At 66.8% G+C, this 13,919-nt stretch carries 15 protein-coding genes; 7 read left to right on the top strand and 8 right to left on the bottom strand.

Annotated features, from left to right (window positions below):
• Positions 1-303, bottom strand: a 303-nt coding sequence (locus tag AB1346_01915) for a peptidase M54 (GenBank protein MEW6719187.1), incomplete at its 3' end; no start/stop codon positions are given.
• 64 nt (positions 304-367) lie between these two features.
• Positions 368-1,978 carry an ATP-binding protein gene (locus AB1346_01910; protein MEW6719186.1) on the bottom strand — a complete coding sequence of 537 codons (1,611 nt, stop codon included), beginning with the start codon at positions 1,976-1,978 and terminating at the stop codon, positions 368-370.
• A 66-nt stretch (positions 1,979-2,044) separates the two neighbouring features.
• Between AB1346_01910 and AB1346_01905 the strand changes: the two genes are divergently transcribed.
• The 3 genes from AB1346_01905 to AB1346_01895 are packed head-to-tail and all read left to right on the top strand — an operon-like array spanning position 2,045 to position 4,679.
• Positions 2,045-2,995: a histone deacetylase gene (locus AB1346_01905; GenBank protein ID MEW6719185.1), complete on the top strand. Its 951-nt coding sequence runs from the start codon at positions 2,045-2,047 to the stop codon at positions 2,993-2,995.
• A 23-nt stretch (positions 2,996-3,018) separates the two neighbouring features.
• Positions 3,019-3,681 (top strand): CBS and ACT domain-containing protein, encoded by a 663-nt coding sequence (locus AB1346_01900; protein ID MEW6719184.1) that lies wholly within the window; start codon positions 3,019-3,021, stop codon positions 3,679-3,681.
• Positions 3,678-4,679 (top strand): zinc-dependent alcohol dehydrogenase family protein, encoded by a 1,002-nt coding sequence (locus AB1346_01895; protein ID MEW6719183.1) that lies wholly within the window; start codon positions 3,678-3,680, stop codon positions 4,677-4,679. Before AB1346_01900 ends, AB1346_01895 begins: the two co-directional genes overlap by 4 nt.
• On the opposite strand, the gene AB1346_01890 is transcribed toward AB1346_01895, so the two are convergent.
• Both AB1346_01890 and AB1346_01885 read right to left on the bottom strand, forming a co-directional pair.
• The gene (locus AB1346_01890) at positions 4,676-6,049 is read right to left on the bottom strand and encodes an FAD-dependent oxidoreductase (protein ID MEW6719182.1); all 1,374 of its coding nucleotides are present in this window, start codon (positions 6,047-6,049) and stop codon (positions 4,676-4,678) included. The genes AB1346_01895 and AB1346_01890 overlap by 4 nt on opposite strands.
• A complete protein-coding gene (locus tag AB1346_01885) occupies positions 6,039-7,088 on the bottom strand; it encodes a hypothetical protein (protein MEW6719181.1) in 1,050 nt (349 codons plus the stop codon). The genes AB1346_01890 and AB1346_01885 overlap by 11 nt, the downstream gene beginning before the upstream one ends.
• A gap of 99 nt (positions 7,089-7,187) precedes the next feature.
• Here AB1346_01885 and AB1346_01880 point away from each other — a divergent pair, with 99 nt between their 5' ends.
• Positions 7,188-7,883 carry a metal-dependent hydrolase gene (locus AB1346_01880; GenBank protein ID MEW6719180.1) on the top strand — a complete coding sequence of 232 codons (696 nt, stop codon included), beginning with the start codon at positions 7,188-7,190 and terminating at the stop codon, positions 7,881-7,883.
• Here the strand turns inward: AB1346_01880 and AB1346_01875 are convergent.
• Positions 7,880-8,812 carry a hypothetical protein gene (locus AB1346_01875; GenBank protein ID MEW6719179.1) on the bottom strand — a complete coding sequence of 311 codons (933 nt, stop codon included), beginning with the start codon at positions 8,810-8,812 and terminating at the stop codon, positions 7,880-7,882. The two genes, AB1346_01880 and AB1346_01875, sit on opposite strands and share 4 nt — an antisense overlap.
• Positions 8,809-9,390 (bottom strand): D-sedoheptulose 7-phosphate isomerase, encoded by a 582-nt coding sequence (locus AB1346_01870; protein MEW6719178.1) that lies wholly within the window; start codon positions 9,388-9,390, stop codon positions 8,809-8,811. Before AB1346_01870 ends, AB1346_01875 begins: the two co-directional genes overlap by 4 nt.
• Before the next feature lie 151 nt (positions 9,391-9,541).
• Here AB1346_01870 and AB1346_01865 point away from each other — a divergent pair, with 151 nt between their 5' ends.
• From AB1346_01865 to AB1346_01855, 3 genes are read left to right on the top strand one after another with little or no spacing between them, the layout of a single operon-like run.
• Entirely contained in the window at positions 9,542-9,940 is a 399-nt protein-coding gene (locus AB1346_01865) for a CoA-binding protein (protein MEW6719177.1), read from the top strand.
• A gap of 21 nt (positions 9,941-9,961) precedes the next feature.
• Positions 9,962-10,285 (top strand): thioredoxin, encoded by a 324-nt coding sequence (gene trxA / locus AB1346_01860; protein MEW6719176.1) that lies wholly within the window; start codon positions 9,962-9,964, stop codon positions 10,283-10,285.
• Positions 10,282-10,839 carry a hypothetical protein gene (locus AB1346_01855; protein MEW6719175.1) on the top strand — a complete coding sequence of 186 codons (558 nt, stop codon included), beginning with the start codon at positions 10,282-10,284 and terminating at the stop codon, positions 10,837-10,839. The genes trxA and AB1346_01855 overlap by 4 nt, the downstream gene beginning before the upstream one ends.
• On the opposite strand, the gene rodA is transcribed toward AB1346_01855, so the two are convergent.
• Positions 10,793-11,926 carry a rod shape-determining protein RodA gene (rodA, locus tag AB1346_01850; protein MEW6719174.1) on the bottom strand — a complete coding sequence of 378 codons (1,134 nt, stop codon included), beginning with the start codon at positions 11,924-11,926 and terminating at the stop codon, positions 10,793-10,795. The two genes, AB1346_01855 and rodA, sit on opposite strands and share 47 nt — an antisense overlap.
• Positions 11,923-13,773: a penicillin-binding protein 2 gene (mrdA, locus tag AB1346_01845; protein ID MEW6719173.1), complete on the bottom strand. Its 1,851-nt coding sequence runs from the start codon at positions 13,771-13,773 to the stop codon at positions 11,923-11,925. Before mrdA ends, rodA begins: the two co-directional genes overlap by 4 nt.
• Between the last annotated feature and the right edge of the window lie 146 nt (positions 13,774-13,919).

Below are 13,919 nucleotides of genomic sequence, written 5' to 3'. Positions count from 1 at the left end.
CTCGTCGGGATCCAGCCCGTAAAATTCCTGGCGAAGCCGGGCGAGGGAGACCACCGCGCCCACGCCCCCCAGCTGCGCCTCCCCGAAGACGAACGTGAGGATGAGGATGCACAGGTCCCGGTCGATGATCCCGAGCACCTTCGATGCGTCACCCGGCACCTCCTCGAGGATCGCCTTCAGGATCTTCGTGGAAACGTGCTGGTTCCTTCCCGGCTCGAAGCTCCCTTCCGGAATCGGCCGCGGCGGAAGCTGCCCGCACGGCATCCCCAGGAAGCCGCCGATATCCCGGACGAGCCAATCCATCAGCCGCTGCGGCACCTCCCCGAAAGGGACGATGTAGATCGTCTGCTCGATCTCGGGGGCTCCCCTAATCCAGGGGAAGGACGACCCGGATCCGGGTCCCCCGGCCCCGCCCGCTGTCCACCTCGAGCCGGCCGCCGTGACGGGTCACGATTCCCCTGACGACCGAAAGCCCCAGTCCCGTCCCTTTCCCCTTGGTGGTGAAGAACGGGTCGAAAATCTTCTTGAGGTTCTCCTCCGGGATCCCCGGGCCCGTGTCCCCCACTTCCACCACCACCTCGCGCGGGCGGTGGTTCTCCCAGCACCGGATGGAGAGCACCCCGCCGGACTCCATCGCCTCGCATGCGTTGACCATGAGGTTCAGGAACACCTGCTTGATCTGCGCCGCGTCGGAGGCGATCCCGGGAATCGGCGACAGCTCCTGCTTCACTTCGATGTTGTTGCTTTTCAGGGTGTTCTGCACCAGCGCCAGCGACTCCTCGATCAGTTTCGGCAGTTCCACGCGACGAAGCGTCGGCGCCTTCGGCCGGGTGAAGTCGAGCAGGTTGAACACGATCGCGCTCGTCCGCTCCACTTCGCGGGCCATCGTGGCAAGGTAGCCGCGGAACTTCTCCGCCTGCTCCGGCTCCGGCGCGCCTTCCAGAAGCTTCCTCTCCATGAGGCGGATATAGGTGAACACGCCGTGCAGCGGATTGTTGATCTCGTGGGCGACGGTCGCCGCGATCTTCCCCAGGTGCGCCAGCTTCTCCTGGTTCAGGAGCTGCTCCTGGGCCTCCTTCAGCTCGGCCGTCCGCTCGTCCACCATCTGGTTCAGCCCCTCGACGAGGTCGTTGATCTCGGCCTGCGCCTCCCGCAGGCCGATGGTCATCCGGTTGAAGGAGCGGGCGAGCTGTCCCAGCTCGTCCTCGGTGTGCACCGGGATGAGCTGATCCAGGTTCCCGCGCGCGATCCGCGCGGTTCCGTCCGCGAGCTCCCTCACCGGCCACTGGATGAAGCGGACGATGATGACGGACGCGATGGAGCACCCCAGGATCAGCGACACGACGCTTACGCCGAGGACCCGGTTCCGGGCCGAGGCGATGCGCTCGTCGACATCGGAGAGGTCCATGGTGACGTCGATCACACCGAGCACCTTCTGCGACGCCGGATGCGCGTGGCACGCCGCGTTCGAGCATTCCGGCTCGTTGTACAGCGGGTTGACGATCCCGAGGACCCGGTGGTGCACGCCCGGTTTCTTGGGAGAATCGGAAATGAAGAACGTTCGGCTCCGATCCTGGATGTCCAGCCGTTCCAACGGCCCTTCGGTCCGGTGGCAGCGGATGCACTCCTCCGCCTTCTTGTCGACCTTCTGCCCGACTTCGAATTCGACGCAATTGCAGTACAGGACCACTCCTTCCGCGCTGAACACCCGGACCTTCTCGATCCCCTCCTGCTCCCCGATCGTGTCCATGATCTTGTAGGCGGCTTCCTTGCGGTTCGCAAGCATGTCGTTTTCGATCGATTTCTTGATCGTTTCGCTGAGTTTCGTCGCGGTCCGGAGCGACATCTCCTCCAGGTTGTCTCTCTGGATGTTCACGTAGACGAGCGCCAGCGCGCTCGTCGTGACCGCGATGGTCCCGACGATGGCCAGAAGGATCTTCAGTCCGATGCTGCTGTGCCACTTCATCTTCATCTTCATCTACTTCATCGCCGCCCCGCCGCCGGAATCTCGAAACATTATACATATACTGGTATATTAGCTCCCATGAAACGGCTCGGCATCGTCTACCACCCCGATTACCTGCTGCACGTCCCGCCGTTCGAACATCCGGAGTCGCCCGAGCGCCTCCAGGCCGTCATGGAGCGGCTGGAGAAAGCGAAACTGCTCGAGAAGACGGCGCAGATCACGCCGGAGTTCGCGGACGAGGGAGACGTCCTCGCGGTGCACGACCGGAAATACCTGGATCAACTTGAAAAAGCGTGCCGGCGGGGGGACATGACGCTCGACGCGGGAGACACATACCTGTGCCGTCATTCCTATAATATCTCGCTCCTGTCGGCGGGGGGGGCCATAGCGGGCGCGAAGGCGGTGGCGGAAGGATCCCTGGACCGCGTCTTCTGCGCCATCCGTCCTCCCGGGCACCATGCCAGCCGGGACGTCGGAATGGGGTTCTGCCTCCTCAACAACGTCGCCGTCGCGGCGAAATACCTCCAGGCCCGGTTCGACGTCGGCAAGATCCTCATCGTCGACTGGGATGTCCATCACGGAAACGGAACCCAGAGCGTCTTCCTCGAGGACCCGTCCGTGTTCTTTTTCAGCGTCCACGAACACCCCACCTTCATTTATCCCGGGACCGGCCGAAGGTGGGAGATCGGCAAGGGAAAGGGGGAGGGGGCCACGCTGAACGCCCCGATGGCCCCGGGATCGGGGGACGACGAGTACCGGGTGGTCTTCGACCAGGTCCTTACCCCCGCGGTGGAGCGGTTCCGGCCGGAGTTCGTCCTTGTGTCCGCCGGATTCGACGCCCATGCCGACGACCCGCTCGCGGACATCCGGCTCTCCTACGAAGGATACCGGTACATGACCCGCGCGGTGATCGGGCTGGCGGAGCGGTTCTGCGGCGGAAAGCTGGTATCCGTGCTCGAAGGGGGGTACGAGATCTCGTCCCTCACGAACTGCATAGAAATCCACGTCCGGGAGATGCTCGAGGAATGATCCCGGTTTACGGAGGCTGACCCATGTTCGTCGCTCGCAGAATGCAGAAGAACCCCGTCACGATGTCCCCTGCCACGTCGTTGTACGAAGCGCAGGAGATGATGCGGGCCCGCCGCATACTGCAGATCCCGGTGACGTCGGAGGACGGCAGGCTCGTGGGGATCCTCTCCGACCGGGACATCCGCGGGACCGTCCTTCCGGTAGGGATGATCCCCGGATTCACCGCGGAGGAAGCGGAAAAGTTCCTCAAGAACACCCCCGTGGAGAGGGTGATGACCCGCAAGGTGATCACCGCCACCCTCACCGACACCCTCGAGGACGCGATCGGCCTGCTGCTGAATTACAAGATCAATTCGCTGCCCGTCGTCGACGACGAAAACCGGGTCGTAGGCATCATCTCGAGGACCAACGTACTCGAGGCGTTCATCGAGGTCACGGGGATGGGCGTGGTGAGCTCCCGGCTCGACGTGGTCGTCCCGGACAAACCGGGCGCCCTGGCGCAGCTCGTCGGGATCATCAGCTCGTTCCAGGTGAACATCACGAGCGTCCTGACGACGGGACACCTCGAATCCGGTGCGATGACGAACTTCCTGCGGATCGCGACGCTGAACGTGGGGCCGATCCGGAAAGCCATCGAAGAGGCGGGGTTCGAGCTTCTCGACCCGTCGAAATTCCTTTCGAGATGAAGGCGGCGGTCCTCGACCGGGCCGCCCCGATCGGGACCTCCCCCCTTGCCCTGAGGGATATCGCCGCCCCCTCGCCCGGCCCCGGCGAGATCCGGGTCCGGGTTCTCGCCTGCGGCATCTGCCGGACCGACCTTCACGTGATCGAGGGAGAGCTGCCGGGCGGGAAACTGCCCATCGTCCCCGGCCACCAGGTCGTCGGGATCGTCGACGCCCTCGGGGAGGGGTCCGCCCGGTTCCCCCTGGGCGCCCGGGTGGGGATCGCGTGGCTCGCTGGCACCTGCGGATCCTGCGGCTTCTGCGCCGCAGGGAAGGAGAACCTGTGCGAATCGTCCCGGTACACCGGGTACCACCGGGACGGCGGCTTCGCCGAGTTCGCGCTCGCGCGGGAGGACTTCGCCTACCGGATCCCCGACGGCTTCCCGGATGCCGAGGCGGCGCCGCTCCTCTGCGCGGGGATCATCGGCTACCGCGCGCTCTCCCGCGCGGAGCTGCCGCCCGGCGGATCGCTGGCCATCTACGGATTCGGCTCCTCCGCGCACATCGTCCTCCAGCTCGCCCTGCGCCGCGGCGCTGAAGTCTACGTCTGCACGCGGGGCGCCGCCCACCGGGAGCTGGCGAGGGAGATGGGCGCCGCATGGGCGGGGGAAGACCCCTCGGAGATGCCGGTGCGGACCGACTCCGCCATCATCTTCGCCCCCGCCGGAGAGCTGGTCCCCCCCGCGCTGCGCGCGCTGAAGAAGGGCGGCACCCTGGCGCTGGCGGGGATCCACATGAGCGATGTGCCCGGGATGAAGTACGAGGAGTGCCTGTTCCACGAAAAGAACGTCCGCAGCGTGACGGCGAACACCCGCGCGGACGGCGAGGGGCTGCTGCGCGAGGCGGCGGCGATCCCCATCCGCCCGAAGGTCGCCACTTTCCCCCTCCAGGACGCCAACCGGGCGCTGCAGCTCCTGAAGGCGGACCAGATCTCCGGCTCCGGCGTGCTGCTGATCGGTTAGCCCTTCCCTTCCTTCCGCAGGATCCCCTCGGCCGCAAGACAACCGTTCAACGCCGCGCCGATGATGCCGCGGGACTTCCCGACCCCGTCCCCCGCGACAAACAGGTTCGCGACGTTGGTCTCCAGGTTCTTGTCGGTGGCGTACTTGGTGTCGTAGAACTTGATCTCCGGGACGTAGATCGTCGTGGAGGGATGCGCGACGCCGGGGATCACCCGGGAAAGCAGGATCAGGCTCTCGCGGAGATTGTCCACGATCCTCCCCGGGTAGGCGAAGGAGATGTCTCCCGGCGTCACCCCGTTGCCCGGGGCGAGCGTCGGCGTCATCTTGTCGTATTCCATCGCGGGCGATCGGAACGTGTCTGAGCGGGAGCGGCGCCCCTGCATCAGGTCGCCCCAGCGCTGCACCACCAGGCTTTCCCCGCCTCCCCAGAAATTGGCGAACTCGGCCACCTTCCGCCCCATCTCCGTCGTGTCCTGGAGCGGCTCGGTCATCGAGACGGTGTTCAGGATCGCGAAGTTCGTGTTCGCGGTTTTCCTCGCCTTCAGCGCGTCGCCGTTGACCAGCCGGAACCCGTCGCGCGTCTCGATCCGCACGCGGCCGCCCGGGTTCGTGCAGAAGGTCCGCGTCCGGTCGCCGTGGGTGGGCGTGACGAAGAGGAACTTCGGGTCGTAGAGTACCTTCGTGATCTCTTCGTAGACGGGCGAGGCCACCTCCACGCGGCACCCGATGTCGATCGCGCCGTACCTCGTCTCCACCCCGAGCCGGCGGGCAGCGGAGCGGAACCAGTAGGCGCCGTCCCTCCCGGGGGCGGCCACCACGTACCGGGCGCGGAACTCCCCCTTTGTCGTGGCGAGGACGAACGGTCCGCCGCCGCGCAGCGAAACGTCCTCGACGTGCGTGTTCAGGGAGAACTCCACGCCCCGGGACGCGAGCGATTCGGTGATCGCGGCGACCACCCGGTAGGCCCGGTCGGTCCCCATGTGGCGCTGCCGGGCGGGAAGGAGCGTGATGTCCCACTCCCCCTTCGGAGTCCGGCGACGGGCCCACGAGACGCGGTCGAGCCAGCTCCCGATCCGCTCGCGATCCTCTCCGTAGACCGTGGGATCGGCCCCGTATTGGAGGAAGACCGCGTCGATCGCCTCGATCCGCTCCCGCGCCTCGTCCTCCTCCATCCGAAGCTCCGCAAGGTCCAGCCCGATGTGCGGCGACAGGTTCAGCTTGCCGTCGGTCATCGCCCCCGCACCGCCGGTGCGCCCCTTCTCGTCGAGGACCAGCACGGACGTCTTGCCGGCCAGCGTCCCGGCCGCGAACAGGCCTCCGGGCCCGGCGCCGACGATGGCGACGTCCCAGACCTTCCCTTCAGGAAACATCGGGACCCTCGATCCGGAGGCCGCCCGCGATGCGGAACGGGACCACGGACATCCCCGCCGCCTTCAGGATCGATGCGGCCGTCTGCCGGTCCCCCGGATCGCGGAGCAGCGCGAACAGCATCCCGCCGTTCCCGGCGCCGCACAGCTTCGCGCCGGAAATCGACCGCCGAAAACGCCGGTCCGCCAGGAGCGCCTCAACCTTCCGCGGCGACACGCCGACCGCCAGCGTCCGGCGGATCTTCCATTCGGAATCGACCGCATCGCCCAGCGCGACCGGGTCGGCCGCGGAAACGGCGTCCCATGCGTCCCGCGCGGCGGCCGCGATTCCGCGGAACTTCCGCAGCACGGATTCGTCCCCCTCGATCGCTCCCCGGATCATCCGCCAGTTCACGTCGGAGGAGCGGTGCGCGATCCCGGTGTGGGCGAGGATCCCGTGCTCCCGGAGCATCCTTCCTGCGGCCCCGCCCGGGGGAAGCCTCCGAACGTCGAGGCGCCCCGGATGGAACCGGATCCCCTGGATCCCTCCCCGCAGCGCCGCCACGTGGTCCTGTCTCCCGGTGAGCCCCTTCAGGTGAGCCGCCTCGAGCTCCATCGCCGCCAGCGCCGTCTCTTCCCAACGGGACCGGGAGCCCGTGCAACGCCCCATCGCCGCCATCAAGGCGACCAGGAGGGCGGAAGACGCGCCGATCCCCGATCCCACCGGCGCCTCGTTCCGGACGACGATCTCGACTCCCGAGAGGGGGGGGAAATGCCGAAGCGCCCGGGACAGGAGCCCCAGCTTCCCCGCGAGCGGAATCCCGTGCGTGTCGCCCGCCTGGACGGCCATCCCGTAATTCCCCGACTCCAGCCTTGCGGCTCCGCGGCGGTACGGGCGGATCTCGACGAAACTGCGGACCGAGACGGCGACGTTCACGGTCATCGCCCCTTCCACCAGCAGGTACAACGGGTAGATGTCGAGCGTGCCTCCCGCGAGGTCCACCCGGTTGGGGGCGGCCGCGCGGACGATGCCCGGTACAGGCTGCGTCCCTGTTTTTCCCATGCCGGCTCCCTTTGTTCGTTTCCCGGTCTTTTTACCACGTCGGCGGCGGCGGGAATGGAGGAAAATGTAGGTTACTTCCCCTCGAAAAGGAGGATGGCCATGGCCCCGGTGCGGATTCGCTGGATGGGACACTCCGGTTTCACGATCCGGGACGGAAAGACGGTGCTTATCGATCCCTGGTTCGAAGGGAACCCCAAGGCCCCGGGCGATGCCGTATCGACCGGAACGGCGGACCTGATCCTCCTTACCCACGATCATTTCGACCACGTGGGAGACGCCGTCGCCCTGGCGAAGCGGACAGGCGCCCTCATCGTGGCGATCCACGAGCTCTGCGGGGACATGAAGGCGAAGGGCGTCCCCCCCGAGCAGCTTCTGCACGGAGGGATCGGCATGAACGTCGGGGGGACCGTGGAGGCGCTCGGATTCTCGATCACCATGACGGAGGCGCACCACTCCTCCACGCTGGGAAGCCCTGTCGGCTACATCCTCCGGACTCCTTCGGGTAAGACGGTCTACCATTCGGGGGATACCGCGATCTTCGCGAGCATGACGCTGCTCGGCGAACTGTACCCCATCGACGTCGCCATGCTTCCGATCGGCTCCGTGTTCACGATGGATTACCGCCAGGCGGCGAAGGCGTGCGCCCTCCTGAAGGCGAAGGCGGTCGTCCCGATGCATTACGGGACGTTCCCGATCATCGAGCCCAACGCGGACCGCTTCGTCGCGGAGCTCGCGAAGGTGTCGCCGGGGACCCGGCCGATCGTCCTCGCGCCGGGGGAGGAAACGGAGGTTTAGCTTTCGGCGATTGCCGCCATCAGAAGCGGGAAGAGGATCTCGTGCGGCCCGATCAGGTGGTACCCCTTCCCGCCCTTCCGGGTGGGGCGGCACACCACGTTGACGTCGGGACGGTAATGCTTCAGGAAGTCCATGTTCACGGTCGTGATCCGGGAAAGCGGATGCCCCAGGTTGCGCGCCGCGGAGACCGCCTTCAGGAACACCTCGGGAAGCAGCACCGCGGAGCCGACGTTCAGGTAGACGCCGCCCTCCATGCCGGCGACCAGACCGCAGAAGGTCCGGAAATCGCGCAGCGACGCCTCCCCGATGACGGAGCCGTCCGCCTCGGGATGCATGTGCACGATGTCCGCCCCCAGCGCCACGTGGACGGTCACCGGTACGTCGGCCCGGAACGCCTGGGCGAGGAGGCTCTTCTCCCGGTGGGGCGCCTTCGATTCCGCCAGCGCCTTCCCCACGGACTCCCCGAATCCCCGCCCCGACCGCACGCCGTCCGCCACCGCGGCGTGGAGGAACTGCGCCGTCTCCTTCGCCATCCCGAACGAGCCGTCGGCCAGCTCCGTCTCCACGTCCTCGGAGGTTCTGCCCGCCAGCGCCAGCTCCACGTCGTGGATCGCCCCGGCGCCGTTCATCGCGACGGATGTGAACACGCCGTCCCGGATCGCGCGGATCAGGAGGGGAGACAGCCCCACCTTGATGAAGTGCGCGCCGATCCCCAGCAGCACCGGACGGTCGCGGCGGCGCGCCCGGACGATCGCGTCGACCACGGAGCGCAGGTCCTTCGCTGACAGGTAGTCCGGAAGCCCCGAGAGGAACCGGGCGAACGACATGCCCTTGCGGGGCGGAACGCCGAACCCTTCGAAGGTGACCTTGCTCTTTCGGGAGAAAAGCGAGACGCGCCGGAGGCGCGCGGGATCCAGGGGGCGGGTCACCGCTTCCCCACGTCCTTGAACAGCAGCGTATCCGTCAGCTCGCAGAGAATGTGGCCGATCACGTTGTGCGCCTCCTGGATCCGCGCGACGTTTCGGGAAGGCACCTGGAGCGCGATGTCCGCGAGGGCGGCGGCCTTCCCCGACTCCCCCGTCAGGGCGATGGTGGTCATGCCGAGCTTTTTCGCGGCGCGGAGCGCCTTCAGCACGTTCGCGGAGGAGCCGCTGGTCGTGATCCCGAAGGCCACGTCCCCTTTCTTCCCCAGCGCCTTCACCTGCTTGCTGAAGATCTCCTCGAAGGCGTAATCGTTGGCGATGCTGGTCAGGACGGAGGTGTCCGTGGTCAGCGCGACCGCCGGCAGCGGCGGCCTTTCGATGAGGAAACGGTTCATGAACTCCGCCGCGATGTGCTGCGCGTCCGCCGCGCTTCCGCCGTTGCCGAACAGGAGGAGCTTGCGCCCCGCCTTGAACGCCTCCGCGATGGCCTCCGCCGCCGCGAAGATGCACTCCCCCATCGTCTCCGCCATCTTCAGGCGAAGCTCCGCGCCTTCCTTCAGCGACCTTGCGACCGTTTCCTTCACGGAGGGCACCTCTAGCCAGCCTACGCAGAGTATCGAAACGATAATCCCTTTCTTTCCGTCCTGTCAAGGAAACGGGAGGCGCTCCGGCTATTTCCTTCCGAAAAAAACCGGAGTAGCATGATCGGCATCTCAATGAGACGGAGACGCGCGGGTGGACGACCGGATCGAGAAAATCCTGTCCGAAACCAGGACGATAGCGGTTGTCGGACTCTCCGGGAATCCCGGGCGCCCAAGCCACGGCGTGGCGGAATTCCTTCAAGGGCGGGGGTACCGGATCATCCCGGTCAACCCTACGATCCGGGAAGCGCTCGGCGAAAAATCGTACGGATCGCTCTCGGAGATCCCCGGAAAGGTCGACCTTGTCGATGTGTTCCGCCGGTCCGAAGAGGCGCCGGCCGTCGCGGAAGAGGCGGTCCGGATCGGCGCCAGGTTCTTCTGGATGCAGGAAGGGGTCGTAAGCGCCCGCGCCTGCGACATCCTCGACGCCGCAGGGATCCCGTGGGTCATGGACCGTTGCGTGAAAAAAGAGCTCGTAAAACGCGGAAAATAAATCGACCGGAGGAAAGCGGGAATGGCGGGAAACATCCTCGAGCTTACCAATGAGAATTTCAAATCGACGGTGGACGGCCAGACGCCCGTGCTCGTGGACTTCTGGGCGCCCTGGTGCGGCCCGTGCCGGGTGATCGCCCCGATCCTCGAGGAGGTGGCCAAGGAATTCGCGGGAAAGGCGCAGGTCGCGAAAGTCAACGTGGACGAAGCACCCGAGATCGCATCCCGGTTCGGCGTGCGGGGAATCCCCACGCTCATCCTGTTCAAGGGCGGAGAGATCAAGGGACAGATGGTCGGCGTGAATCCGAAATCCAACATCGTATCCCTGCTGCAGAAGAACCTTTGAGGGCGGTCGCTTTCGCCGCCCTGCTGGCGGCGCTGCTGGCTTCCGGGTGCGGGCCGAAGGCGATCACCGCGGGCTCCCGCCCGTTCCCCTCGGAGAGGGCGGTGTTCGTGGATTCGTCGGGGAAGGCGGTCCCGGACCTTCCCGTCTCCGGCGAGTCGTTCCGGCTGGTCGTCCTCGATTTCCCGTGGTGCCCGGCCTGCGGCGAGGTCTGGAAGGCGGTCGGGAGCGCCTCCGCGGCGGCCGCGCCCGGATCGTTCCGCGTCTATCGGATCCTGTTCGACCGGGAGATCGGCATCTCCGCCGAGGGAAGGCGGGAAACGGATCCCATGCGTCCCGCTCCGCCCCCGGGGCTCGATGTCGAAACCCTGACCGCGATCCCGGGAGCGTTCATGGAGGAATACCGCGTCCGCCACGTTCCGGTACTTCTCCTGATCGAGCGGGACGGGAAAGTGGCGCGGCGCTGGATCGGTTATTCCACGAAGCTGCCGGAAGAGCTCGCGTTCGAGTTCAGGAAGAGAGCTCCTGCCCCCTCGTCCCTCCCCCCTGGAACGTGAAGCGCGACCGGGAGAGGTTCGCCACCATCCCGAGAGCGAGCATGTTCGTCAGCATCGACGATCCGCCGTAGCTTACGAACGGAAGCGGGATCCCCACCACCGGGAACAGGCCGCACACCATCGCGAGATTGATGACCGTGTGCGTGAGGAAATACACCGCGACTCCCCCGCACGCGAAGGAGGCGAAGCGGTCCTGGGAACGGATGGCGAGGTGGAACAGCCGGCGGACCAGCAGCGCGAAGAGCAGCAGGAGCAGCGCCGAGCCGAGGAAACCCCATTCCTCCGAGAAGACCGCGAAGGCGAAGTCCGTGTGCTTCTCGGGGAGGAACCGCAGCGCCCCCTGGGTCCCCTGGAGGTAGCCCTTCCCAAGAATCCCCCCGGAGCCGACCGCGATCTTCGACTGGATGACGTGGTATCCCGCCCCGAGCGGGTCCCGCTCGGGGTCGAGGAACGTGATCACCCGCTGCCGCTGATAATCCTTCATGAAATACCACAGGGCGGGGATCGCCGCCGACCCGAGGAAAGCGAACAGTCCGAGGAGCCACCCCTTCACGCACGCGATGACCGACATCCCGGCGAGGATGAAAAGAAGCACCCCGGCGGTTCCCAGATCCGGCTGCAGCGCAACGAGGAGGAACGGGACGAGGACCATACCGATGGCGGGAAGCGTATCCGCCAGCCCGATGCCCCCGTACTGATACTTCGAAGAGTAATAGCGCGCCAACATGAGGACGACGCCGATCTTCGCGAACTCCGAGGGCTGCAGGTTGAACCCCCCGAGGGAGATCCACCGCTGAGCCCCCCCGCGGATCTGCCCGACGGCGAGGACGATCACGAGCAGGACGAGGATGAGGATCGCGTACCCGGGCGTCGCCTCCTCGATGAAGCCGTCGCTCAGGTAGTAGGTGGCGAAGAACACTCCCAGGCCGAGGGCGATCCAGAGGAACTGCTTCGCGAACAGGGCGGAGGCCGCGCCGCCGTGGACCCGCGTCCCGCTGTAGACGTTCACCAGCCCGATCCCGCACAACAGGATCGCGATGAAGAGCAGCGGCCAGTCCATGCGCGCGAGCTTCGAGGGTCCGCTCATCGCTTCTCCGCCGCCGGCGGCCCGGCTTCCTGCGTCCGGAAGAACTCCTGCATCACCGCCTTCACGATGGGCGCGGCGGCCGACCCGCCGTGGCCGCCGTGCTCCACCATCGCCACCACGGCGATCCGCGGATCCTCGACGGGGGCGAATCCCGCGAACCAGGCATGGTCCCGGATCTCGTACGGAAGGTCCTCGGACTTGATCATCTTCCCCTTCACCTGGGCGACCTGGGCGGTTCCCGTCTTCCCGCCGACGACGATGCCGGGGAGCTTCGCCCTCCCGCCGGTCCCGTAATCGTTCACGACCCCGGCCAGCCCCTTCCGGATGAACTCCACGTTCTCCGGCTTCCAGGCAAGCTTTCGCACGAGTTCCGGCTTCTTCTCCGTCGTCGAGCCGTCCGGCAGGACGACCTTCGCCACCACGTGCGGCCGCATGACCTCCCCGCCGGTGGCCAGCGTGGCGTAACCGACCGTCATCTCGAGGGGAGTGAGGTGGATCGCCCCCTGGCCGATCCCGAGGAGCAGGCTCTCGTAATCGTACCAGCGCTCCTTCGACACACGCCGCTTCCATTCCTTGTCCGGGACGAGCCCCTTGCGCTCCCCGGGGAGGTCGATTCCGGTGAGGGTCCCCATCCCCGCGCCTTTCTCGACCGCGGCGACCGGCTCGGGCCCGAGACGCAGACCCAGGGTGTAGAAGTACACGTCGCAGGACTGCACCAGCGCCCGGTACATGTCCACGGAGCCGTGCCCTTTCTCCTTCCAGCACCGGAAGGTGCGGTTCCCCAGCCGGTACGATCCCGGGCAGTGGAGGGAGGCGCTTTTATCGATGATCCTCTCCTCGAGGGCGGCGAGCGCGAGGAACGGCTTGACGGTGGATCCCGGCGCGTAGGTCCCCTGGAGCCCCTTGTTCTGCATCGGTTTCCGCGGGTCGGCGTTGAGCGCCTGCCAGTCGGCCTTGCGGATCCCCCGGGCGAACACGTTGGGATCGAAGGCCGGCGCCGAGTAGAACGCGAGGACCTCCCCCGTCTTCGGAACGAGGGCGATCACCGCCCCTGCCTGGCTTCCCAACGCGTCTTTCGCCGCGTTCTGCAGATCGAGGTCGAGCGTGGTGTACAGCGGCATGCCCGTGGTCGACGGCACCTCTTCCACCATCCGCTGGTCGCGCCCCGCGGCGTCTACCTCGACCTTCCTTCCCCCGTTGATCCCGCGGAGGACGTTGTCCATCAGCCGCTCCAGCCCGTATTTCCCGACGAGGTCGCCCATCGCCAGCCGCCCGTCGCTCCGGGCGTCGAGCTCCTCCGGACTCGCCTCCCCCACGTAGCCGAGAGCGTGCGCGAACGCGGTCCCGTAGGGATAGCTCCGCTTGGCCTCCACCATCACGGAGAAGCCGGGCAGCCCCTCCCGGTTGAACTCGATGACGGACACCTGCTCGAAGCGCAGGTCCCTCGCCACGGTGATGCTCGTAAACGGATTCGACACCATCGCCTCCCGGACCTTTTCGAGGATCTCGACCGGGTCCGCGTCGAACTCCACGATCTCCGAGAGGAACCGGATCTCGCCGGCGGGGTCCGCCACGTCGATCGGGGAGCATACGAGGTCGAAGGAGCCCTGCGTCTCCGCGATCGGCCTTCCCTTCCGGTCGAAGATGGGCCCCCGCGGGGCGCGCACGGTGCGCATGCGGAGCCGGTTGTTCTCCGAGAGCGCCTGGTAGGTGTCGTAGCTGACCACCTGCAGCCAGTACAGGCGGGAAAGGAGGAGAAAGAAGGCCCCGACGGCCACATACAGGAGGACGCGGGCCCTCCGGGCGATGTCCGGGTCCTGTTCCCGCCTGCGGATGCGCTGGATCAATCCTTCACCCGGCGCCAGCGGCTCGAAAGGTCCATGAAAAGGGGCACGGCGATGAGGGAGGTCCACGCGATCCGGACCGCCTCCTGCGCGCCCCACAGCAGCGAGAAGATGCGGGCCCCCGCCAGCGAGAGGAGAACGACGACGGA

This window comes from Thermodesulfobacteriota bacterium, assembly GCA_040758155.1.
Lineage (GTDB): Bacteria > Desulfobacterota > Deferrimicrobia > Deferrimicrobiales > Deferrimicrobiaceae > UBA2219.
The sequence above is the reverse complement of the archived record's forward strand: the minus strand, read 5'-3'. Positions and strand labels throughout refer to the sequence as shown.